General features: G+C 63.5%; 20 protein-coding genes and 3 pseudogenes. 5 read left to right on the top strand and 18 right to left on the bottom strand.

Annotation, left to right across the window (positions count from 1 at the left end; genetic code table 11):
- Window positions 1-67: 67 nt before the first annotated feature.
- The 8 genes and pseudogenes from nusB to ACPFMJ_RS01135 form a co-directional block, all read right to left on the bottom strand.
- A complete protein-coding gene (gene nusB / locus ACPFMJ_RS01170) occupies window positions 68-520 on the bottom strand; it encodes a transcription antitermination factor NusB (protein WP_424362075.1) in 453 nt (150 codons plus the stop codon).
- Window positions 517-999 (bottom strand): 6,7-dimethyl-8-ribityllumazine synthase, encoded by a 483-nt coding sequence (gene ribH, locus ACPFMJ_RS01165; RefSeq protein ID WP_424362074.1) that lies wholly within the window; start codon window positions 997-999, stop codon window positions 517-519. Before ribH ends, nusB begins: the two co-directional genes overlap by 4 nt.
- Window positions 1,000-1,211: 212 nt before the next feature.
- A complete protein-coding gene (locus tag ACPFMJ_RS01160) occupies window positions 1,212-1,811 on the bottom strand; it encodes a riboflavin synthase (protein ID WP_424362073.1) in 600 nt (199 codons plus the stop codon).
- Window positions 1,812-1,995: 184 nt separating this feature from the next.
- Window positions 1,996-3,126, bottom strand: coding sequence for a bifunctional diaminohydroxyphosphoribosylaminopyrimidine deaminase/5-amino-6-(5-phosphoribosylamino)uracil reductase RibD (gene ribD, locus ACPFMJ_RS01155; protein ID WP_424362072.1), 1,131 nt, complete (start codon window positions 3,124-3,126; stop codon window positions 1,996-1,998).
- Window positions 3,127-3,258 (bottom strand): annotated as a pseudogene (locus ACPFMJ_RS01150) (transcriptional regulator NrdR); the annotation flags it as partial. It lies immediately after the preceding gene.
- A pseudogene (locus tag ACPFMJ_RS01145) lies at window positions 3,240-3,772 on the bottom strand (hypothetical protein). The pseudogenes ACPFMJ_RS01145 and ACPFMJ_RS01150, both read right to left, overlap by 19 nt.
- A pseudogene (locus tag ACPFMJ_RS01140) lies at window positions 3,708-4,512 on the bottom strand (hypothetical protein). The pseudogenes ACPFMJ_RS01145 and ACPFMJ_RS01140 overlap by 65 nt, the downstream one beginning before the upstream one ends.
- Window positions 4,509-4,874 carry a DJ-1/PfpI family protein gene (locus tag ACPFMJ_RS01135; protein WP_424362071.1) on the bottom strand — a complete coding sequence of 122 codons (366 nt, stop codon included), beginning with the start codon at window positions 4,872-4,874 and terminating at the stop codon, window positions 4,509-4,511. The pseudogene ACPFMJ_RS01140 and the gene ACPFMJ_RS01135 overlap by 4 nt, the downstream one beginning before the upstream one ends.
- 220 nt (window positions 4,875-5,094) lie before the next feature.
- On the opposite strand from ACPFMJ_RS01135, the gene ACPFMJ_RS01130 reads away from it, so the two are divergent.
- Window positions 5,095-5,376: a hypothetical protein gene (locus ACPFMJ_RS01130; RefSeq protein WP_424362070.1), complete on the top strand. Its 282-nt coding sequence runs from the start codon at window positions 5,095-5,097 to the stop codon at window positions 5,374-5,376.
- Between the two features lie 28 nt (window positions 5,377-5,404).
- Here the strand turns inward: ACPFMJ_RS01130 and ACPFMJ_RS01125 are convergent, their stop codons facing one another.
- The 6 genes from ACPFMJ_RS01125 to ACPFMJ_RS01100 form a co-directional block, all read right to left on the bottom strand.
- Window positions 5,405-6,988 (bottom strand): peptide chain release factor 3, encoded by a 1,584-nt coding sequence (locus tag ACPFMJ_RS01125; RefSeq protein WP_424362069.1) that lies wholly within the window; start codon window positions 6,986-6,988, stop codon window positions 5,405-5,407.
- A 449-nt stretch (window positions 6,989-7,437) separates the two neighbouring features.
- Window positions 7,438-8,565 carry a GNAT family N-acetyltransferase gene (locus ACPFMJ_RS01120; RefSeq protein ID WP_424362068.1) on the bottom strand — a complete coding sequence of 376 codons (1,128 nt, stop codon included), beginning with the start codon at window positions 8,563-8,565 and terminating at the stop codon, window positions 7,438-7,440.
- A 41-nt stretch (window positions 8,566-8,606) separates the two neighbouring features.
- The gene (locus tag ACPFMJ_RS01115) at window positions 8,607-9,581 is read right to left on the bottom strand and encodes a sterol desaturase family protein (RefSeq protein WP_424363763.1); all 975 of its coding nucleotides are present in this window, start codon (window positions 9,579-9,581) and stop codon (window positions 8,607-8,609) included.
- Between the two features lie 194 nt (window positions 9,582-9,775).
- The gene (locus tag ACPFMJ_RS01110) at window positions 9,776-10,366 is read right to left on the bottom strand and encodes a DUF3501 family protein (RefSeq protein ID WP_424362067.1); all 591 of its coding nucleotides are present in this window, start codon (window positions 10,364-10,366) and stop codon (window positions 9,776-9,778) included.
- A gap of 161 nt (window positions 10,367-10,527) precedes the next feature.
- On the bottom strand, window positions 10,528-11,871 hold the full coding sequence (locus ACPFMJ_RS01105) for a heterodisulfide reductase-related iron-sulfur binding cluster (RefSeq protein ID WP_424362066.1): 1,344 nt from the start codon (window positions 11,869-11,871) through the stop codon (window positions 10,528-10,530).
- Between the two features lie 207 nt (window positions 11,872-12,078).
- Entirely contained in the window at window positions 12,079-12,498 is a 420-nt protein-coding gene (locus ACPFMJ_RS01100) for a rubrerythrin family protein (RefSeq protein WP_424362065.1), read from the bottom strand.
- Window positions 12,499-13,004: 506 nt separating this feature from the next.
- Here ACPFMJ_RS01100 and ACPFMJ_RS01095 point away from each other — a divergent pair.
- Entirely contained in the window at window positions 13,005-14,261 is a 1,257-nt protein-coding gene (locus tag ACPFMJ_RS01095; protein WP_424362064.1) for a hypothetical protein, read from the top strand.
- 30 nt (window positions 14,262-14,291) lie between these two features.
- Here ACPFMJ_RS01095 and ACPFMJ_RS01090 read toward each other — a convergent pair whose 3' ends face one another.
- The 3 genes from ACPFMJ_RS01090 to ACPFMJ_RS01080 all read right to left on the bottom strand — a co-directional run bounded on the left by ACPFMJ_RS01090 (window position 14,292) and on the right by ACPFMJ_RS01080 (window position 17,238).
- Window positions 14,292-15,755 carry a glycosyl transferase family protein gene (locus ACPFMJ_RS01090; protein WP_424362063.1) on the bottom strand — a complete coding sequence of 488 codons (1,464 nt, stop codon included), beginning with the start codon at window positions 15,753-15,755 and terminating at the stop codon, window positions 14,292-14,294.
- Between the two features lie 90 nt (window positions 15,756-15,845).
- Window positions 15,846-16,922, bottom strand: coding sequence for a non-hydrolyzing UDP-N-acetylglucosamine 2-epimerase (wecB, locus tag ACPFMJ_RS01085; protein WP_424362062.1), 1,077 nt, complete (start codon window positions 16,920-16,922; stop codon window positions 15,846-15,848).
- A 160-nt stretch (window positions 16,923-17,082) separates the two neighbouring features.
- Window positions 17,083-17,238, bottom strand: a complete 156-nt coding sequence (locus tag ACPFMJ_RS01080; protein WP_424362061.1) for a hypothetical protein — start codon at window positions 17,236-17,238, stop codon at window positions 17,083-17,085.
- Between the two features lie 211 nt (window positions 17,239-17,449).
- On the opposite strand from ACPFMJ_RS01080, the gene ACPFMJ_RS01075 reads away from it, so the two are divergent.
- From ACPFMJ_RS01075 to ACPFMJ_RS01065, 3 genes are all read left to right on the top strand, one after another.
- Window positions 17,450-20,440 carry a bacteriophage N4 adsorption protein A gene (locus ACPFMJ_RS01075; protein ID WP_424362060.1) on the top strand — a complete coding sequence of 997 codons (2,991 nt, stop codon included), beginning with the start codon at window positions 17,450-17,452 and terminating at the stop codon, window positions 20,438-20,440.
- A gap of 45 nt (window positions 20,441-20,485) precedes the next feature.
- The gene (locus ACPFMJ_RS01070; protein ID WP_424362059.1) at window positions 20,486-21,277 is read left to right on the top strand and encodes a hypothetical protein; all 792 of its coding nucleotides are present in this window, start codon (window positions 20,486-20,488) and stop codon (window positions 21,275-21,277) included.
- A gap of 69 nt (window positions 21,278-21,346) precedes the next feature.
- Window positions 21,347-21,604: a hypothetical protein gene (locus tag ACPFMJ_RS01065; RefSeq protein WP_424362058.1), complete on the top strand. Its 258-nt coding sequence runs from the start codon at window positions 21,347-21,349 to the stop codon at window positions 21,602-21,604.
- A 48-nt stretch (window positions 21,605-21,652) separates the two neighbouring features.
- Here the strand turns inward: ACPFMJ_RS01065 and ACPFMJ_RS01060 are convergent, their stop codons facing one another.
- Window positions 21,653-22,663, bottom strand: coding sequence for a methyltransferase (locus ACPFMJ_RS01060; protein WP_424362057.1), 1,011 nt, complete (start codon window positions 22,661-22,663; stop codon window positions 21,653-21,655).
- Window positions 22,664-22,704: the final 41 nt, after the last annotated feature.

The following is a 22,704-nucleotide window of genomic DNA, read 5'->3' as shown; positions in this document are numbered from 1 at the left end:
GAGGGCGAGGAGGCTTCCTCATCCTGAGGAGCCGCCGCAGGCGGCGTCTCGAAGGACGAGGAAGACTCTACCCCATCTCCCCCGCCCGCTCCTCGCGCGCGATCTTGTCGAGCACGGCGTTGACCATGCCCGACTCCGTCGGCCCGAAAAAGGCGCCGGCGACGTCGACATACTCCTTGATGGCCGCGCGGGCGGGCACGTCCTTGCGGGCGCGCAGCTCATAGGCGCCGGCGCGCATCGCGGCGCGCATCACGGCCTCGACGCGGGCGAGCGGCCAGCCGCCGGACAGCACGCGGTCGATCTGCCGGTCGATCGCCACCTGATCGGTGAGCACGCCCTGCAGCACGTCGCGGAAGAACGTCAGCTCCGCGGGCTTGTATTGCACGCCCTCGATCTCGCGGCCGATCCAGTGCGACTCGAACTCGGCGAAGATCTCGTTGAGGCCCTTGCCGGCGACTTCCATTTGATAGAGCGCCTGCACGATGGCGAGACGCGCGGCGGAGCGCTGGTCGAGGCTCATGCGAGGCTCCGCTTCAGGCGGATGAGCGAGAGCGCCGCGAGCGCCGCGTCGGCGCCCTTGTCGCCCTGCTTCGGGTCGGCGCGCACGATCGCCTGTTCGTCATTTTCCACGGTCAGAATTCCATTGCCCAGAGGGAGGCGGCGTGTAACCGAGAGGTCCGTCAGCGCGCGCGAGCTTTCATTTGCGACGATCTCAAAATGATAGGTCTCGCCGCGAATGACGCAGCCAAGCGCGACGAGCCCGTCATAGGGTTGCGCCGCTTTTTCGGCCGCGTCCAGCGCTATCGCCGCGGCGGTCGCGATCTCCAGCGCGCCAGGGACTTCGATCGTCGTCGCGCTCGCGCCGAGCCGCTCGATCGCCGCCAGCGCCCCTTCCTTCAATTTGCCGACAATGTCGGCGTTGAACTTCGCCGCGACGACGAGGATGCGCGCGCCCGGCACGGGCGTCGCGTCCATATCGTCGGGTGCAAAACCTGCCATGGGCCGTCACTCCGAAGGCCCCCTCCCTGTCCCTCCCCCGCAAGCGGGAGAGGGGACGCTCGCAATCGGCGCTCTCGACGAAGGCCGCGCTCTGGCTCCCTCTCCCGGGATACGGGGGAGGGTTGGGGTGGGGGCAACGCTGCTGCGGATATCTTTGATTTCGAGCCGCGACTTATGTCACAGCGAACGCCGCTTGTCAGCCTGCCCGGCGCTTAGTTTCCGCTCAACCGCGCCGCGTAACGCGCCATCATATCGACCTCGATATTCAGCGCATCCCCTGCCCCGCGCGCGCCAAAGGTGGTCACGGCGAGCGTATGCGGAATGAGCAGGATCGAGAAGCGGTCGCCCTCGACCTCGTTCACCGTCAGCGACGCGCCGTCCAGCGCCACCGAGCCCTTTTGCGCGATGAAGCGCGAAAGTTCGTGCGGCGCCTCTATCCAGAAGCGCGCCATGCCGTCGAAATCGTCGCGCGACAGGATGCGCGCCACGCCGTCGACATGGCCGGTGACGATATGGCCGCCGAGTTCGTCGCCGATTTTCAGCGCGCGTTCGAGATTGACGGGCGTTCCCGGAGCCCATGCTCCCACGGTTGTCTTCGCCAGCGTCTCGGCTGCGGCGTCGACGTCGAAGACCGTCCGACCGCCTTCGCGAGCGGCGCCGACGACGGTTAGGCAGACGCCTGCATGGGCGATGGAGGCGCCGAGCGCGATGGTGTCGGCGTCGTAGGCGCAGGCGATGCGCAGGCGTTTCAGGTCGCCGCGCGGCTCGACTGATAGCACTTCTCCAATATCGGTGACGATGCCGGTGAACATACTTCCCTCCCCGCGTCGCATTCCCTCTCCCCGCCTGCGGGGAGAGGGTTAGGGTGAGGGGCGGGGCCACAGTGACGCGCGGTCGCCGCGTCGCCAGACAAACCTTTGTCGGTTACGGTCGCCTTGCCCCTCACCCCAGCCCTCTCCCCGTTCCACGGGGAGAGAGAGCGCACTCGCCCCTCAGTCAATCCATCCTTGCGTAGCGCGTCATTTGATCTGCGCCGAGCATGCGGCTTTCGATCATGCGATAGCGCGAAACATTGTCCAGAGCGGCGCGCGCGACGGGGGTGAGGGCCGGACGGCCGGGACGGCCGAGCGGCTTCACGCCCTTGTGAATGATCACCTCGTCGGCGAGGCCGGCGGCGAGCAGGCTTTCCGCCACGCGCGGCCCGCCTTCGCTGAAGACGCGCGTTATCCCGCGATCCGCCAGCACGCGCAGCGCGGCGAGCAGGTCGAGGCGGCCGTCGATCGTCGGAATGCGCGCGACCCCGGCGCCCGTCAGTTCGGCGAAAGCGCGCGCATTTTCCTCGCTCACCTGCTCCGCTGCGAGGACGAGCAGCGGAATCTCCCTCGCCGTGAAAGCGAGGCGCGAGCGCGGCGAGAGGGTCAGATTGCGGTCGAGCACGACGCGCAGGCGCTTCGCGCTGTCGATTCCCGGCAAGCGGACGGTCATCAGCGGATCGTCTTCGCGCGCCGTGCCGGAGCCGACCATGATCGCGTCGTGCAGCGACCGCTGCACATGGGTGTAGGCGTCGGCGATGGGGCCGGTGATGCGCAGTCGGGGATCGTGGACGTCCCCCGCTGCATAGCCGTCCGCCGTCTGGGCGAGTTTCAGCGTCACCATCGGCCGGTGCTTGGTGACGCGCAGAATATGGCCGAGATGGTCGCAGCGCGCGGCGGCCGCTTCGGAGCCGACGACGACCTCTATCCCCGCCTCGCGGAGAATATCGTGGCCCCTGCCTGCGACGCGCGGGTCAGGGTCTTCCATGGCCGTGACGACCCGCGCCACGCCGGCGGCGATGATGGCGTCGACGCAGGGAGGCGTCGCGCCGTGATGGGAACAGGGCTCGAGCGTGACATAGAGCGTCGCGCCCCGCGCCTTCTCTCCGGCCGCCGCAAGCGCGATGGCCTCGGCGTGCGGGCGGCCGCCCTCGGCGGTGTAGCCGCGCGCGACGATCACGCCCTCCTTCACGACGAGCGCGCCGACGGCGGGATTGGGAGCGGTACGGCCCATATTGCGCCGACCGAGCGCCAGCGCCGCAGCCATATAGGCGTCGTCGGTCGCGGCGAGGGGGATCGTTTCGTGGAGGCTCATTCAGTCGTCGGCGTCTTCGGGGAATTCGCCGCCGCTTTCCAATTCGTCGATGAGGGCGTTGAAGTCGCGCGCTTCACGGAAGTCGCGATAGACGGAGGCGAAACGCACATAAGCTAGATCGGGAACTTCGCGGTCAGCGCGTGAACCTTTTCCTTCACGCCCGCTTCCGTCGCCGCATTGCCCTCTTCGCCCTTCGAGGACAGGCCGTCCAGCACCTCGACGATCAGCTGGCCGACCTCGGTGAACTCCGCCGTGCCGAAGCCGCGCGAGGTCGCCGCCGGCGTGCCGAGACGGATGCCGGAGGTCACGAAGGGCTTCTCCGGGTCGAAGGGGATGCCGTTCTTGTTGCAGGTGATGTGGCGCGGCCGAGCGCGGCTTCCGCCGCCTTGCCGGTGATCTTCTTGGGACGCAGATCCACCAGCATCAGGTGGTTCTCGGTGCCGCCGGAGACGATCGCGAGACCGGCGTCGACGAGCGTCTGCGCCAGCGTCTGGGCGTTGTCCTTGACGCGCTGCTGATAGGCCTTGAACTCCGGCGCAGCGCCTCGCCGAAGGCGACGGCCTTCGCGGCGATGACGTGCATCAGCGGGCCGCCCTGCAGGCCGGGAAGATCGCCGAGTTGATCTTCTTGGCGATGTCTTCGTCATTGGTCAGCACCATGCCGCCGCGCGGGCCGCGCAGGGTCTTGTGCGTCGTCGTCGTGACGACATGGGCGTGCGGGAACGGGCGACGGATGCAGGCCCGCCGCGACGAGGCCGGCGAAGTGGGCCATGTCGACCATGAAGTTGGCGCCGACTCTCGTCGGCGATCTTGCGGAACGCCCGCGAAGTCCCAGATGCGCGAATAGCCCGAGCCGCCGGCGATGATGATGCTTCGGCTTATGCTCGCGGGCGAGCGCGGCGACCTGATCCATGTCGATGCGCTGATCGTATCCGGCTTCACCATATAGTGGACGGCATTGAACCACTTGCCGGACTGGTTCACCGGCGCCGTGCGTCAAGATGGCCGCCGGCCGCGAGGTCGAGGCCCATGAACGTGTCGCCCGGCTTCGCAGCGCGAGGAAGACCGACTGGTTGGCCTGCGAGCCGGAGTTCGGCTGGACGTTGGCGAAGCCGCAGCCGAAGAGCTTCTTGGCGCGGTCGATCGCCAGATTTTCGGCGATGTCGACGTACTGGCAGCCGCCGTAATAGCGCTTGCCCGGATAGCCTTCGGCGTACTTGTTGGTCAGAACCGAACCCTGAGCCTCCATCACCGCCTGCGAAACGATGTTTTCCGACGCGATCAGCTCGATCTCGTGCTGCTGGCGGCCGAGTTCGAGTTCGATCGCCTTGGCGAGTTCCGGATCGGACTGCGCAAGGGAGGAGGTGAAGAAACCGGACTGGCTCATGGAATTTCCTCTAAGCCCTTCAGCAGCCCCGCCGCGCCGAGCAGCAGCGAGCCCGTGCAGACACTCGTGACATATCGCGCGCGCGAGCCGCGGTCCGCGAGGAAGTCGAGCACGGCGCGGTCCTGCATCGCGGGGATCGTGCCCTTGAGGCCGCCGGGGACGAAAAGAATGTCCAAATCCGTTGGGCAGGAATCGAAATCATGATCCGCGACATAGGAGACGCCGAGATCGCTGACGACCGGGTCGCGGTCCTTCCAGACAAGAACGACGTTCGCGTCGCCGAGACGCCGCATGAAGGTCAGCGGCCCGACGAGATCGACGTCGAACATCTGGGGATAGATCAACATTGCGATCTGCAGCATGGCTTGCTCCGCGCGAGGCCGACGGCCAAGGCGCCGCTTTTCGCTCTCGCGCGCCTCGGTTAGTGAAAGGGTTCAAGTTACCGCGATGTTCACGCCAAGGAGTTCTTCGAGCATGTTCTCCCAACGCGCAACGCCTGCAATCTTCGCACTATGCCTTTCAGCAGGATCAGCCGCGGGGGAAGAAGGCGCCATCACCTGCGGTTTCGGCCGGGTCGAAAGAATGCTCGATTCCTTCCGCGGCATAGAGTGCCAGGTCAACACGAAAGTGACCGTGAAAACCGCCCGGCTAAACGATGGCGCGTGCGAATCGCCGGCGAGCTACATGCACCGGGTCAACGAATCTGGCAGGAGCTCGGGCCTCCCGGATTTCGCCGCCTTCAAGGACTTTCGCAGAACCTATATCGCCGGCGAGAAATTCGTGCTCGCGGTCCCCGTCGATTGCGACGTCTACAGCTACACGATCTCGCTGGAAGGCGCGGATCTCACCTGGCGGGTGAAATAATCGCCGCCAGACGGGGGCGAGCGGCCAATCAGGCCGCGCTTTTCTGGTAATCCTTCACATCGGAGAACTTGATCGCCGGATTGCGCTCGGCGTCGTAGTTCAACTGAAACGCCGACGTGCTCATGAAGACCGGCGCGCCGTCGAGATCGTCCGCGATGCTGGAGCCGTTGGAGTCGACGAAGTTTTTCAGCTTCAAGGGCTCGTCGGACGTGATCCAGCGGCAGACGGTGAAGCGCGAGGTTTCGTAGCGCGTCTGCAAGCCGTACTCGGCCTCTAACCGCGTCGCGAGCACGTCGAGCTGCAGCGCGCCGACGACGCCGACGATGGAGCCGGAGCCGTCATGCGGCGTGAAGACCTGCACGACGCCCTCCTCCGCGAGCTGCTGCAGCGCCTCGCGGAGTTTCTTCGCCTTCATCGCGTCGCTGATGAGAATGCGGCGCAGGATTTCCGGCGCAAAGCTCGGCACGCCGCGAAAGCGGATGTCCTCGCCCTCGGTGAGCGTGTCGCCGATGCGCAGTTGCCCATGGTTCGGCAGGCCCACCACATCGCCGGCGAAAGCCTCGTCTGCAATCGAACGGTCGCGCGCGAAGAAGAATTGCGGCGCGTTGATCGGGATGTTCTTGCCCGTGCGGATCAGCTTCGCCTTCATGCCGCGCGTGAGCTTGCCCGAGCAGACGCGCATGAAGGCGATGCGGTCGCGATGGTTGGGGTCCATATTCGCCTGGATCTTGAAGACGAAGCCGGTCATTTTCGGCTCGCCTGCTTCAACCATCCGCTTGTCGGCCTCCTGTGCGCGCGGGCTCGGCGCATATTCGGCCATCGCGTCGATGAGGTCGCGCACGCCGAAATTGCGCAGCGCCGAACCGAAGAAGACGGGCGTGAGATGGCCCTCGCGGAAGGCGGCGAGATCGAAAGGCTTCGAGCCCTCCTCCGCCAGCATCGCCTCCTCGCGCCAATGATCGGCGCCGCCGGGCAGAAGCTTGTCGAAGAGCGGATCGAAAATGCCTTCCGTCTTCAGCTCGTCGCCGTCCTTGTCGATCTGGCGCACGCTGTGCGTGGCGAAGCGATAGGTGCCGGCGAAATTCTTGCCGCCGCCGATCGGCCAGGTGATCGGCGTCGTGTCGAGGGCGAGCGTCTTCTCGATTTCGTCGAGCAGCTCGAAGGGGTCGCGGCCCTCGCGGTCGAGCTTGTTGACGAAGGTGACGATCGGAATGTCGCGCAGGCGGCAGACTTCGAAGAGCTTGCGCGTGCGCGCCTCGATGCCCTTCGCGGCGTCGATCACCATCACCGCCGCGTCGACGGCGGAGAGCGTGCGATAGGTATCTTCCGAGAAGTCCTCGTGGCCCGGCGTGTCGAGCAGGTTGAAGACACAATCAGCGTATTCGAAGGTCATCACCGAGGTGACGACCGAAATGCCGCGCTCGCGCTCGATGCTCATCCAGTCGGAGCGCGTCTGCTGGGCGTTGCGCTTGGCCTTCACCGCGCCGGCGAGTTGGATGGCGCCGCCGAAGAGCAGGAGCTTTTCGGTGAGCGTCGTTTTGCCGGCGTCAGGGTGCGAGATGATCGCGAAGGTGCGGCGGCGGGAGACGGGGTCGTTGGCGGGGGCGGTCAAGTCAGGCTCGTTTCCAGCGGAATGGTCGCGCCCGGCTTAATGGCAAGCGCGCGCCTTCGCAATCCCGCCGGCGGCGCCCTCCCGCTTCTGAGGAAGGGCCGCCGCGCTATCTATCGTGGCAGGAGATGGAGATGACCAAGAGCGCCCTGGCGGCCGCCGCCCTTTTTTTCGCCCTTTTCGCGCCCGCCCAGCCCGCCGCGGCCTGGCATCTTGGAAGCGGGCGCGCGTGTCTCAGACACGCCTTCGTTCCGAACTGCGGCCCCGCGCATGTCGCCGTCTGCTTGTCGCGGCGGCCCTGCTTGGTGGAGCCCCACAAGACGCGGCAGGTCTGCGCGGGCTGGCGATGCGTACCCCGGAGCAATCCTTAGGCGCTCAACGGCCCACTTCTCTCGATGAACGTCGCTGCGCCGGGAAGAGCGGGCCGCCGCGCATGGTCCTTTGCAGGCGAGCTACTCTCCACGCGATGAGTGAGCTTCCGGGCGTGACTGCAATCCTTCGTGAGGCGCTGGCGCGGCGCTACCACCCCTCACGCGGGAACGGAGGCGGTTGTACATCGCGGCGCCCGCGAGCAGAAGGCGCCCCGGCGCCGTGCGGCCGTAACAAAGGGAGCCGAGCGTGATCGAATGAGTGGCGAAACGGCGCTTGAACGGCTCATCGCCTCGCAGGAAATCAATTGATTTCACCCCGTTGTCGAGCGCCCATTTTATGTAGTCGATCATGAGCGCCATGCCGGGAGACCCGCGCGCGAAGGCCTGATCGAAGGCCGTCAGATAGGCGAGCAACTCGCCGCCATATTCGAAGTTGACCGAAATCGCGATGATCTGCTTTTCGCGTTCGATTACGAATATGCGTAACGCGCCTTCCCGCGCCATCGCGCCGATGAGCGCCTCGAGCATCGGGTAGCCCTTCTCCGAGAAGAGCGGCGAATGCGCCGCGGCTTCGCCCAGTCGCAGGCGCTTGAGTTCGCAAAGGCGCGCAAGCGCCGGGCCCAATGGTTCCTCGTCGGGCGCGAGCAGGCGAAACGTCAGACTGGCGTTCCCTTCCAGAGCGGCGAGGCCGCGCCGATAGTTCTGCCGGAACTTCTTTGGATGATCGTCGAACCACGCGGCGCCCGACGGCGCGTCGCTGACGACCCGGCTGCATGTCACTTCGCGATGATAGGCCCGGAGAACGCCGCCCTCCCGCTCGCTCATGTCATGAATGCAGGCGCCGGGGCGGATGTCGGTCAACAGCGCGAAATCGAATGCGCAAGACCCTTCCAGCGCGCGCCACATCTGCGCGAGCAAGGATTGCGCGGCGCCGGGCCGAAGCACGGCGTCGCAATAATCGGAATAGCCCTGCGCCGCCCATTGGAGAACGCGCAGTCCGTATCTGTGCCCGATCGCAAAAGGCGCGACAGCGTCGATCCTTTCGCCGCGCCAGGCGACGACGATCCAAAGATCGCGGGCGTCACGATCGGTCGTGGCGCCGGCCCATGCGCTGATCCAGGCATGGCTTTGAAAAAGCGACGCGCCGGCCTCCTCACAAAGATCACGCCACTGCGGGCCAATCTCCATGAGCCGTTCGTGCGTCCGCACGATCTCGATCCTGCAATTCGCTGACGTGACGCAAGCAGAACTCATCGGTCACTACCGTCAGACATGATGGGGCTCGCCCATCCATTGAGGCGCCGTCTCGCAACCGCCCACATCCGTTCCAGAGGCGCGACATAAAGCCCCCATAACGACTGATTATCGCGCGCGCCCTCGCAGCCGAACACAAAGGTTTCGCCGGGATCGGGGATGCAAAGCGTGCCGAACAGACGATCCCAGAAGGAGAACATCAAACCGAAATTCTTGTCGGCGTGCTTTTCGGCGACGCTGTGATGCAGTTGATGCCAATACGGGGGCAGGATCACCGCGTTCATGCGCCCGTAAGAAATGGGCAGATGCGTGTGACGGACAAAATCCATCATCAGAATATCCCGCATCACGTACACATTGACGCCGAGCACCATGACTTCGACCGGGTCGAGCACGAACAGCGACCAGAGACCGTAGCAAATGCCCGGAATGACGCCGTCCCAGACGCGATTCATGAACTCGTCCAACGGATGCACCCGGTCCTTGGTGACGCCGACCATCACCTCGGCGGAATGATGCACCTTGTGCAGCTCCCATAGTATGGGAATGCGATGTTGCGCGTTATGATAGAGATAGTAGGAGAAATCGTAGGCGATCAGCATCGACGCCGTGAACAGGAGCATGACGAACGGCCCGCCTGCCCCTGCCGCCGACGGGTCGACATGAAATATGCGGCCCACAACTTCTCGGGTCGCATAAGCCACGCCGAAAACGAACGTCGAGCCCGCTATCATCAACGGCATGATTGCGCGGCGCGTGAGCCAGAACGCAAAGTCCGCACGCGCCGAGGGATGGGTCAAGACATCGACCGGCGCCGCAAAGGCGATGAAGTCGCGCAGCGACTTCGTCTCCCGGCTGCGCCAGTATACAAACAGCGCCGAGCCCAGCGCTGTCGCGAGCAACAACGCCATCCCGACCAGATTTTCACTGGTCAACTTCGCCGACAGCCGATCAGCAATCCATCCAAACATCTCGCCCCCCGCCAGTAAGAGCGAGGGCATTATATCGAAAGCGCAAACTGAATATACAATTTGAGCCGCTTATGGTTGATCCTGGACGATGCAGTTGCGAATTTGTATTTACGGACTACCATCAAGATCGTTAACGGCAGCCCTGCACGGATCAGCTTGATCCACGCGCCGCATTGGACACGCGACTGCTATCGTCACGCGAAATCACCCGCCAGCGCCTCGCGAGTCGCCTCGGCCATCACGGCCATATGGCTGTAGTTCGGATGCGAAAAACCGAGGATCACACGCGCATCGGGCTGCCTGAAGGCCGCAATCTGCGCCGCGGTAAAGGGGAAATGCACGAACTGCACGCTGCTCGCCTTGCCGTCGGCGGTGGTGCGGTCCTGGTCGGCCTCGGCTTTGCCGACGACGCGCTCGCCGCCGACCTCGATGAAGGCCGTCTCTTCAATGCCCCCGAGCCCCGCGAGCACGCGGGCGCGGCGCAGCGGATCGTCGATTTCGATCATGAAGGTCGCGACGAGTTCGCTCCCCTTGGGGATCAGCGGGTTGTAGGCCGCGAGCTCCTCCGGCACCTGCACGTCGCCGCCGCGCTCGATATGCAGCATTTCCTGCACCTGCAGCCACATCGTGTCGAAGCTCTCGAAATAGAAGGTCACGAAGGGACCCACTTCGACGCGGCGGTTGCGCTTGATCGCGCTGATGCGCTTGCGATGTTCGGCGCGACCCTTGGCGTATTCCGCCCAAGGGAGGATGTCAGCTCGGGTGATTTCGAGACGGTTCGTCATCTTCTTGGTGCTCCTTAACCTGAGCCCTCATGCCGAGGAGCGGCGGAAGGCCGCGTCTCGAAGCACGGGGGCGAGGCCAGATTGGCGATCAGTTTTTCCTCGTCCTTCGAGACGGCCGCAAGCGGCCTCCTCAGGATGAGGAAAAACCTCTGCCGCCCGGATTACTCGCTCGCGACACCGTAAGCCCGCGCCATGAGCACGATCGGATGGCCGACCCGCTCGGGCTTGGGCGCATCGCCGCCCAGCTGCTCGATCCCCTGCTCCAGATGTATGCCCGCGAGCGGGCATTCCGACACGACATGCTTCTTGCCGGCGGTGTTGAGCTGGCGCATGGCCGGCTTGCCGACCTTCATCGCGGTTTCGAAATTGCCCTTCTTGTAGCCCCAGGCGCCGCCATGGCCCGAGCAGCGCTCAACCACCGCGACGTCGGCTTCGGGGATGAGCTTCAAGAGCTCCGCGCCCTTCTGGCCGAAATTCTGCGCCCGCGAATGGCAAGCCATATGGAAGGCGACGCCGCCCTCGACGGGCTTCATGCCGTCGGCCAGGCCCTCTTTCTTGGCGATGTCGACAATGTATTCGGAGAGATCGAAGGTCGCCGCCGCAAGCTTCTTCACGCTCTCGTCGTCCGGCAGGATGAGCGGCCATTCGAACTTCAGCATGAGCGCGCAGGACGGCACCGGCGCCACGATGTCATAGCCCTGCTCGATATAGGGCGCGAAGGCGGCGGCGACTTTGCGGGCGGCGTCGGCGACTTCGTTGATAAGCCCCTGCTCCAGCTTCGGCATGCCGCAGCAGTGAGGATTCAGGACCTTCGTCTCGACGCCGTTCTTCGCGAGTACGCCCAGCGCCGCCATGCCGATCGAGGTGTCATTATAGTCGCCATAGCAGGTGGCGTAGAGCACGACCTTGCGGGCCTTGGCCGGGCCGGCGTCGTTGCGGGCTGGCGGGTTCGCCCTGGCCTTCGCTTCCAGCGACTGACTGGCGTATTCCGGCAGCTCGGCGTTCTTGTCGATGCCCGCGAATTTCTCTTCGAGGCCGCGAAGTGGGCTGCCGCGCCGCGTCGCCCAATTGACCGCGCCGGAGATCAGCGTCGCCCATTTGCCGTTGCGGTCCGTCTCCGTCAGCGCGTGATCGACGGCGCCGACGCCGTTCTTCTTCGCCTCGACCGCGCGGTAGCGCAGGATCAGATGCGGAAAGTCGAGATTGAACTCGTGCGGCGGGACATATGGGCACTTGGTCAGGAAGCACATGTCGCACAGCGTGCAGGCGTCCACGACTGGCTTGAAATCCTTGCTGTCGACGGAATCAAGCTCGCCCGTCTTCGACTCGTCCACGATGTCGAAGAGACGCGGGAAGGAGTCGCACAGATTGAAACAGCGACGGCAGCCGTGACAGATGTCGAAGACGCGGCGCATCTCGGCGTCGAGCTTCGCCTCGTCGTAGAAGTCGGGATTTTCCCAATCCAGCGGATGCCGGGTGGGCGCCTCGAGACTGCCTTCTCTCATGATTCAGGTTCCACGAGCGCCCGCGAGGCCGTCTTGCACTCAACCCGACACATGCCGGGAAGCCGCGCTGGGCGACGAATATCGTTGAATAAGATCGCCGCCAATCCCCCGACGGCGGCGAAGCTGTTTGCGGGGCGAACCCCGGGCCAGTCGCGGAGACGGGAAACGGCGCGCCATGCCAGGACGCCGCTCCCATCATCCCGCTTCTTACTTCAGCTCGTCGAGAGCCTTCTGGAAGCGGCCGGCATGCGAACGCTCAGCCTTGGCGAGCGTCTCGAACCAGTCGGCGATCTCGTCGAAGCCCTCTTCGCGGGCCGAGCGCGCCATGCCGGGATACATGTCGGTGTATTCGTGGGTCTCGCCGGCGACGGCGGCCTTCAGATTGTCCGAGGTCTTGCCGATCGGCAGGCCGGTGGCCGGATCGCCGACGCCCTCGAGGAACTCGAGATGGCCGTGGGCATGGCCGGTCTCGCCTTCCGCGGTGGAGCGGAACACGGCGGCGACGTCGTTATAGCCTTCAACGTCGGCCTTCTGAGCGAAATAGAGATAGCGGCGATTCGCCTGCGATTCGCCGGCGAAAGCGGCCTTCAGGTTCTCTTCGGTCTTGCTGCCCTTGAGCGTAGCCATTATTGCCTCCAAGGAGAAATTTGACGGCGTCCAGAACCCAGCAAGGCTCCGGCGACGCCTGATTAGAATAATTCAAAACTGGGCCGCGTCCAACTGAAATCGGTCATTCTCCGGCGACTTTCAGCCTGATCGATCCCTAGCCCCCATTCGCGAAGATCCGACAGCCGATCTCCCCTCCCGGGCGCAAGGCGCCGCGCCCGCCCCTGCGTTCGTCCCTAACGACCGGTAAAAAGCTCCGTCTCCGAACGCCTCGCTCGACCAGCCCATACTCCTGATCGAAAAGCCAAAAATTCGAGCCGGCCTCGACCGGCGTCTCTCCGGGAGGGCCCAAAGGCCCTCTGGATCGATAAAATTTGAAATGTGGCTTTAGCTTAATCTTCGATTCATACGAGTATTCATTTGTTTTAGCGACACGTTATTCAAGCATCGCAGCAATGCAGGAAGCTTATTGCTACGTATACACGAATAAACTAGCGCTTAACTCTCTTTAAGAGCGAACGTTCATCATGATCCAGACTGTCTCCGCACGCCTCGGCCTGGTCTTTACTGTCGTGGGCTCCTTCGCGGGTTCCGGGGCGCTGGCGCAAACCGCGCCGGCTGTCACGATGAGCGCCTCTCCAACGACGATCGCGCCCGGCAGTCAGACGAAAGTCTCATACGCCTCGGTCAACACGACCTCATGCACGGGGTCGAGCAGCCCGAGCGACCCGGCCTTTTCGATCAGCGGAACCTCCGGCTCCGTCGTCCTGTCGCCAAAGGCGACGACGACCTATGCGGTCAGCTGCAAAGGGAAGAAGGGAACCGCGTCCGCCAGCGCCCAGGTTTCGGTCCTGACGCCCGTCGTGGGACTGACGACGAAACCGACGATGGTCAATCCGGGGCAACCCACGACGATCGCCTATACGTCCGGCAACGCGACGTCGTGCAAGGGCTCCAGCAGTCCGAACGATCCCAATTTCGTCGTCAACGCGCTGTCCGGCTCCTTCGTGATCTATCCGTCACAGACGACAACCTACACCGTGACCTGCACGAACGGCTCTACGTCCGTCTCATCGCGCGCGGTTGCTACGGTCACATCGGACAAGATCGTCCTTTCGGAGAGTTTCAGCAACGTGGTCGCGAACAATCCCGCCGCCTGCGTGCCCGACGGACAAATGGCGACTCCAAGCTGGCTGTCCGTCTTCAACGGCTATGGATGCAACGGCGTCATCAAATTGTGGGACGGCAACGCAGCAATGGTCCAACCCGTCGCCTCCGTGAAGTCCACCGAAACGCATGCGGGGTTGATTTCAGGCCCAATTCTGGCGCAGCCAATCGACACGCAAGGCAACTTCACGTTGGAAGCCGCGCTCAAGACTCAAAAGCAGCTCAGGCAGGGAACCACGCCCAACGCCTGGGAAGTGGGATGGGTGCTCTGGGATTACGCCGACAACACGCATTTTTATTACTTCATCGCGAAGCCGAATGGATGGGAGCTCGGCAAAGGCGACCCGGCCTATCCCGGCGCCCAGCGGTTTCTCGCGACCGGCAGCTCGCCCCAATATCCAGTCGGCAGGCGTTATGTGGTGAAGGTCACGCACGCTTTCTCGGCGGCCAACGGCACGACGATGTCCGTCTATGTCGACAATGTCTTCCTGACGACCTTCACCGATAAGGAAAGACCCTATTCTGGCGGCTCGATCGGGTTCTATACCGAAGACGCGATGGTCTACTTCCCCTCTCTCGTCGTGACGACGCCGCTGCTCAACGTCGCCGTCAAATGACGAGGCGGCGCGTCTGACGCGCCGCGGCCCTCACTGCGTCAAAACAGGCTGCGCCTCGTTCTGCACCGGAATGGAATGGGCCGTCTTGTCCCAGCCAAGCGGCTCTTTCTGCACCTTGTGTCGCCAAATGAAAATGTACAACGCCCGCAAGGCCGCGGAGAAGTTGACGAAGTTCGAGAAAATGACGCGCGGCCCGGCCATCAGCCCCTGGGCGAGTCCATACACTTTGGTGGCGAAGATCATCCGCTGAATAAGCCGGTTGACGAGCAGCGCGACGTTTATGAAGAAGACGATCTTGAGCGCGGGATCGAGAAGCGCATAGGCCGCGATCCGCCAGTCTTCGCTGTATTTCGCGAGCACCGCGATGAGAACGGCGTTGAAGGTAAGAAAATAGGCGATCACCGCGATGATGCCCGAGAAGATGCCCTTGCGGTCGCGCACGAAAAAAATCTTCTCCGCCACCGTATCGCCCCAACCCAGCTTCGAGGCTCCCTGAAAGCCGATTCCCAGGATCCAGCGCGAACGCTGTCTATAGGCCGCGCGATAATCGTCGGGGAAATATTCTCTAACCGCGATGGCCAGCTTATGTTCGATACGCTGCAGCTCGCTCGTGCCCTCGGGAATGTCCATCGTGTAGGATGCCGGATTGTGCACGAAAGCGGGCTTGAGACCGAGTTGCTTGATGAGGAATGCGATGTCGTAATCCTCGGTCAATGCGGTGGAGTCGAACACCTCGCCGCCTCGGGCCTGCTTGATGGCGTCCATCGCGCGCCGGCTGAAGCAGGCGGCCACGCCTGCGCAGGGTACGATGCCGGTGAGCTGCTCGCGGATGACCAGATCCTTGTTATGGAATTCGGCGAATTCGTCCATGTAGGTGCCCGCAACGGCTTGCAGCAAGGAGCGGCTGAACGAGTAGACGGGGATCTGAATGAAATCGAGTTCGTTGATCAGCGCGTTGAAAAGCGGCGACTCCAGCGGATGGATGACGTCCTCGCTGTCGTGCAGAACGTAGCCGGCGAATTTAACGCCCGTTTCCTGCTCATACTCCTCGATGCCCCTGAGGAGCGCATTGAGGCAGTCCGCCTTTGTCGTCGGACCGGGATTGGGCCCGACCACGAGCTGAATGTTCGACGGATGCTCCTCAGCCGCTTTCAGCACTTCCTTCTGCGTTCCGTAATCATTCGGGTAGGTTCCGACGAAGAAGACCGTCATGGGGCTATGCACGACGTTCGTCTTCAACATGTCGTAGATGACATCCTCTTCGTGCCACGCCGGCACCATCACCGCCAGGTAGCGCTGAGGACGCGCAAGAAGCGATTCCTCCGAGATATCGGGATGTTTGGTCTTTTCCATACCGAAGAGCTTCGTCACCCAATAGGCGATGTCCACGAACACGTCGTCGAGACTGTAGAAGATGATGATTATGCCGACGACGAGGAACATGCCCGCGATGGCGTTCACATAGGCGACGATGGCGTCGGTTACATCAAACATACTCGTACTCCGTCACAGCGGCGCCGCTCTTTAGGCGCGCTGACTGAGGTTTGTTGCGCTTCAACCAGCCCGGGGACCAGAAGGCTCGGACTAAGCCGCCACCTCTTCCGCGGACCGCTGGCCCAGCTTCTCCGCCAGCGCAGAAACGATTCGCTCGGCCGCATGGCCGTCTCCGTAAGGAAACACGGGCGTTGACATGCTGGCGTAGAGACCGGCGTCGCCATGAAGTTCGGCGATCGAAGAGACAACCGCCGATGTATCGGTGCCGATCACCCGCACGGCCCCCGCCTCCACCGCCTCCGGGCGCTCCGTTACCTCTCTGAGGACAAGAACGGGCTTTCCAAGCGCCGGCGCTTCCTCCTGAAGCCCCCCGCTATCGGTCACGACGATCCAGCACCTCTTCATCGCGGATACGATGTCGGCGTAGCCGATGGCGTCCCTCACGACGATCCGCGGGTGGCCGCCCAGAATCCGGCGCGCGGGCTCATGCGCCCGGGGATTGGGGTGCGCCAGGAAATAGAGACCGACATCGTCATGCGCCTCCACTGCCGCGCGCAGCCCTGTGAGCGCGCTTTCGAGGGGTTCGCCGAAGCTTTCACGCCTGTGCGCTGTCGAAAGAATCACCCGCCGGACGTTCGGAAAACCTTCCGGCGGGGGCAGATCTCGCTCTGCGACCATGAGCAGCGCGTCGATCACCGTATTGCCCGTGACGAGACCGTCGAGGTCGCTTACGCCCTCGCGAAGGAGATTCTCGAAAGACGACCGGGTGGGCGCGCAATGCAGGGAGGCGGTCAGCCCGGCAAGCCGCCGATTGAATTCCTCCGGAAAGGGATCGTCCATTTTCCCGGTGCGAAGACCCGCTTCCACATGGACGAAGAGCAGGCGCCGATGAAAGGCGGCGAGAGAAGCCGCCGCGACGGAAGTCGTATCGCCCTGCGCGATGATGCAGCTGGGGCGAACTTCGTCGATCAGCGCGTCGATCGCCTTGATCGCCTTGCTCATCAACTCGTTCAGGGACCCGCTTTGGCGCTCGATCGTCAACTTCCGATCCGGAACGACGCCGAACAATCTTAACGGTTCTTCAACGATATCCGCATGTTGCCCCGTCGTAACGACATAGGGAACGGCCCAATCGCTCGACTTGAGCGCGGCAATAACAGGACCCATTTTTATTGCCTCGGGGCGCGTGCCAACAATACATAGACAGCATGCCCTTGAATCTCCTTGGAGAATTTTACTGGAGCCCATGACGTCAGAACTGCCTACGGCTACGCTTTTCACGCTTCAACCCCCCTAAAATCATACATTTACAGTTTACCTGTCTCGATTATCGTCCGATCGAGACGGATATTTGAACCAATGCAACAAACAAGCCGATGACGAGAATAATCGCAGCGCCCCAAGGCCCAAACAGCGCGCCGCCAACAAATGCGACGACAGATGCGAGGAAGAACAAAATGATGAGCATAATCAAATGTTTCATCCTGTTGCTCTCCCCTAAATTGTATTTTTGCCTCAATTGCATTATCACCTAAAGCAAATCACATGTCACGCTCCAGACCCGAAAGGGGACAGAGCGCCTGTCCTCTGGTGCCTGCAAGTGTATCTTTTTAGGAACGCCGTGGAGCGTCAGAATGTTATCTAAGATCAGGGGCACGTGCTTTGCGGCGCTTTTGGCGTCGGGATCGGTTGCCTTGCCGCCATTTGATTCGGCTTGGGCGATCGAGGCTGCGGGGGTGAAGGAATCTCCGGAGCCCGGCACGCCTGGTTATGAGGAGCTTGCCTTCGCCTTCGCGCGACTCGCGAAAGGGGACTATGAGGGCGCCCTCAGATTCGCCCGCGAAGCGCGCAAACTGGCCCCCGACTACGAAATGCCGACGCGCGTATTGGCGGACGTGCTGAGCAGAACGAACAGGCCGGCCGAGGCGCTCGAAGCCATCAACGCCTATGCGGCGGCTCACAAGCCGTCCCCGGTTCTGATCGCCCAGCGCGGCTATCTGCGTAAAAAGCTTGCCGATTCGCCCGGCGCCGAGGCGGATCTCCGCCAAGCCCGCGAAAGCGGCGCGCTCACCAAGGATCAGACGGCAGCCGCGGATTCTGCGCTCTTCGACCTCGCGATGGACAAAGCGTATAAGGATCTGGCGGCCGGGCGTACAGCCGAGGCCATCAAGCAGGCGCAGGTTGCGCGGCGCATGAATCCTCGGGCCGATGCGCCGGTGAACGTCCTGATGGAAGGCTACGCCAGAGAGGGACGGCGCGAGGCGGCGTTATCCGAAGCGGACCTTTATCTGTCCCAAAACAAGCCAACGGGCCGCATTCTCGCCCAGCGCGGCTATCTGCGTCGCGCCATGAAGGACCTCAAGGGCGCAGAGGCCGATTTCGAGGCGGCGCTCGCTGCGCCCGACATCGAGCCCGATCAGGCATTGAAGCTCAAAGACGCGCTGGCGGAGGCCAGAGGCGCGGACCGCGACATCGCGGCGTCGAAGGAGCTCGAGCAAGTATACAAGGCGATGGATTCGGGCGACTACGCTCGAGCCATACAAGCCGCGCGCGACGCGCGGGCCAAAGACCCGAAGGCCGAAGGGCCGCTATTCGCCCTCATGACGGCGCTCAATCGCTCAGGCAAGCCGGCCGCCGCGGTGGAGGAAGCCGACGCCTACCTCAAGGATAATCCGCCGAGCGCCGTTCTCCTCGCGCAGCGCGGCTACAGCCGCCGCGCCGCCGGCGACACGAAGGGGGCGGCTGCGGATTTTCAGGCGGCCCTCGCGCAGCCCGGTCTGGCGCCCGCTCAGGCGAGACAAGCCAAGCTCGCGCTCGCGGAAGCGGAACGCGCCGGCAAGCCGGGCGCCAGCGCCGACGCCGCCCCGAGCGGCCCGACCGCCACGCCCCTCGAGCAGGCGCTCAACCGGGCCTATGATGCGATTCGCGCGGGTCGCCTCGAAGCGGCGGCGCAGGCGGCGAAAGAAGCGCGCGACCTCGATCCCAAGGCCGAAGAGCCGACGCTTGTGCTCATGAATGTCTTCACGCGCCAGGGCCGCAAGGCGGCGGCGATGTCGGAGGCCGACAGATATCTCGCCAAGGCGCCCCATAGCGCATCGGTGCTGGCCCAGAGGGGCTACCTTCGCCGCGAGGCGAAGAACATGAACGGCGCCATCTCGGATTTCAGCCAGGCTTTGAAATTCGGGGGCCTTTCGGGCGCTCAACGGGCGAACGTCTCCAAGGCGCTGGAAGAGGCGCGCTACACGCTTGTCGCCGAAAGCGCCTTCAAGGCCTCGGCCGCGCATGACTGGGCGGCCGCCTTGCGGTACAGCCGGGCCGCACAGGCCTTCTCGCGCGCCGACGAAGCGATGTACCGGATCACGATCGAGGCGCTTGCGGGCCTTGGCCGCAAGGGCGAGGCGCTGAAAGCGTCGGATGCGCTGATCGCGCGCGGCAAGGCGAGCGGACAGGCCTACGCACAGCGCGGCTATCTTCGCGCCGGCGAAGGCGATCCGGCTGGCGCCGCCTCGGACTTCCAGACGGCTCTCCTTAAAGGCGGCCTGCCCGCCTCCCAGCGCGTCTCGGTTCAGCGCGGCCTCGCGATCTCCAAGGCGACTGTCTTCGAAGGCGAAGGCAAGATGGACGCGGCGCGCGCCGAGCTGGCGAATTTCGCGCAGTCGCATCCGGGCGATTCCGACGGTTGGCTCGCTTTCGGCGGCTTCCTCTCGCGCCAGCGTGATTATCCGCAGGCTCTTTGGGCTTACGAGAACAGCCTCGCAATCGAGCGTCGCGGAGAGACGCTTCTGAACGCAGGCTATGCGAGCGTCTATGTCGACCGCTCGAAGGAGTCGCAATTCTTCCGCGAGGCGATCGACCGCTGGTCGAGCGACCCGGGTCTCAGCGCGCGCCCGGCGCGCGATCGGGACGTCGTCCGGAACCAGATCGTCGAGGCGGATGCGAGCATTCGCACCAACATCTTCGGCAGCAGCTTTGTGGATCGTCCTTACCGTTGGGGCGGGCATCAATATGCGCCGAGCTTCGAAACCGCGATGCGGTTTGACGGCCGCTACCTGCCCTATCTCTTCGGGCTCGAAGCCTTCATCGGCGGCTTCTACTCGCAGGATCAGACGCGTTTCGCGGAAGGCTATTCGCGCCTCGGCCTGCGCGTGCGCCCCTTTGACGGCGTCAATTTCAGCGTCAGCGGCGAGTGGCAGCATTATTTCGTCGGGGGCATCTATGCGCCCTACAACCAGTTCGCCCTGTCCTGGGGCTATGGCTATGGCGGCTTCGCCTATTCGAGCGCGCCCAGCGCCGGCGCGGCGAGTGCGGTGCAACCGCAGGATATCGCCTACCCGCTCGAAACAGGCTGGCAGCCGCTGACGAGCTTCGCGACATTCGGCCAGTACAGAAGCGGCGAACAACGTTACCTGCAGAATGCGACGGGCCTGCTCGGCTACAGCTACTGGGACGCCGACAGTCGTTTCGTCCTGGGTCCGGCAGGGATGGCGCAGGCCAGTTACGACAACAGGGATCTGAAGCCATTCGCCTTTGGCGTCGGACCCTCGGTCGTCGCGCGTCTGTGGGTCGGCGGCGATTACTATCGCGCCTATGACGGCATCATCACGCTGCAGATGGGCTACCTCTTCCCCTTCGGGGAGAGCCATCGCCTCAGCGGCCTCAACACCACGCTCGGCGTCACCTTCTGATGCGTTTCGGCGTCGCATAGACCGAAGCATCTGAAGGAAACGCCCTTGTTCGAGACGGTCCGATCCAGATTGCGCGCGGCGCTAGGGCTAAAGCGCGTCTGGCTCGCCGTTCTAGTGCTTGCCGCTGCTGCCGCCGCGCTTCTGGAAATCTTGACCGCCGATCACGAGAAAATGCTCGTCCTCTCCACGATGGCGCCAGGCCAGACGGGGGAGACGCATGCGGCGCTCGCGCTGTTTTCGCAGGCCTATTCTTCGGATCCCATCGTCTTTTCCGGCCGCGTCGCAACGCTTCGGCGATTGCGCCAGGGCGGCAAGCCCAACTCCTGGGAATGCGCCTGGATCGTATGGAACTACCAGGACAACGACCATTTCTACTATCTGGCGCTGAAGCCCGATGGATGGGAGCTCGGCAAGCGCGACCCGGCGTACCCTGGCGGCCAGCGTTTCATGGCGACGGGAAGCCAACCCTTTCCGGTTGGCGCGTGGACGACCTTCAAAGTGTCGCAGCTGGAAAACCTTATTGTCGTCACGGCTGATAACCGCAAACTCGCCAGCGTGATCGACACGCAGCCCCCGATCTACACTTCGGGCCAGATCGGCCTCTACACGGAAGACGCCGTCGCCGCCCTCGCCCGCGTGACGTCGCCGATCGTGGAGGATTTTCGCACTTATCAACAACAAAACACAAAAGTGGACGGCTCGGCATTCGGCGGCTGGACGCTGCCTTTTCTGGGGTACGGCTCCGCCGCGATCGAGCCCGTGTCTTTCCCCGACGAAGATGAAAGCGCGCGCCAGCCGTCTGCTTTCAGCGTCTCTTTGCCAAGACGAAATCAATAAAATCCAACTGTTTGGCGAAGGAAAATCTTGAAGTCGAGCGGTTATCTCCTTTGATCGAGGAGAACGCGCATGACGACGCTTCATACGATCCAGCACCGGCTCTTCCAGCTCCTGATCATCTTTGGAGCGTGGTATCTCTTCTACGTCGTATGGGCGCACCCCGAATTGCAGCTTGCGGGTCCCGTCATCCTTTGGCTGATCTCCTACGGCGCCGAGCGCCTCCACGATTTCCGGCAATGGCTGAAGGTGCGTCAGCGCCTCGCGAAGCACGCTCAGGCGGCGCAGACCATGCACGCAAAGGCCGGCGCCCACCCTGTCTTCGGCTGACCGAATCTTCCACCGCTTCATGGGCCAGGAGCTAGCTCCTGGCCCTTTTCATTTGATCCCGATCACCATCGAGTCCGGGCCTAGGAGATGTTCGACGCGCGTGTGTGAAAAGCCCGCCTCCGTCATCCATCCCTGGCAATCCGCGCCCGTATAATCGAAGCCGCCCGACGTCTCGATGAGCATGTTGAGGCTCATCAGCAGGCCGAAGGCGTTTTCACGGCGCGCGTCGTCGATCAACGCCTCATAGACGATGAGAGCGCCGCCGGATGGCAAGGCGTCATGGGCCTTCTTCAGCAACAGACGCTTCTGGTCCAGGTCCCAGTCGTGCAGGATGTGACCCATGACGATGACGTCGGCGCATGGGAGCGCGCCGGCGAAAAAGTCGCCGGGATAAAAGCGCAGACGGTCGGACAAACCATTCGCGGCGACGAACTCATCGAAGATCGGCTGCACTTGCGGCAGGTCGAACCCGCCACCCGTCAGATGCGGATGCGCCTGCGCGAGAGTCACGGGAACCATGCCCTGCGCCGCGCCGACATCGACGAAACTCTTATAGCCGGCCCATGGAAACTTGGCCGCAATGGCGTTTGCGGCGCCGGCGCTGACGCCGCTCATCGCGGCGAGAAAGCCGCGAAGCCTCTCGGGGTCGGCATAGAGCGCCGCGAAGAGATCGCCCTCCTCCTTGTTTTCGCTCTGACGCCGGCCGGTCTTCAACGCCTCGGTGAGATGGCCCCAGCTTTCGTAAAGGCGCGCGTTCGCCATCTCGAGCAAGCCGCCGACATAACTGGGCCTGGCGCGCACGAGGAAGAAGTCGGTCTCGGCCGTGTTGCGGTAAACGCCGTCTTCCCGCTCCAACAGGTTGAGCGCGACCAGCGCGTCCAGAAAATCGCGCGCCGAGCGCTCGTGCAGGCCCAGCTTGTCTCTCAGCATCGCGAGACCGGCGGGCGCCTCCGCGAGCGCGTCGAACACGCCAAGCTCGACGGCTGAAAGAAGCGCCTTGGCGTTCCAGAAGGACATGCCGAGAGAGAGAATGTTTTCGGGCGAAGGTTTCAGGGTCATGCTTCAAATATCCTCTTGCTGACGCCTAACGCCGCCTACGC

The organism is Methylocystis parvus (assembly GCF_049675845.1).
GTDB classification, from domain to species: domain Bacteria; phylum Pseudomonadota; class Alphaproteobacteria; order Rhizobiales; family Beijerinckiaceae; genus Methylocystis; species Methylocystis parvus_A.
The sequence above is the reverse complement of the archived record's forward strand: the minus strand, read 5'-3'. Positions and strand labels throughout refer to the sequence as shown.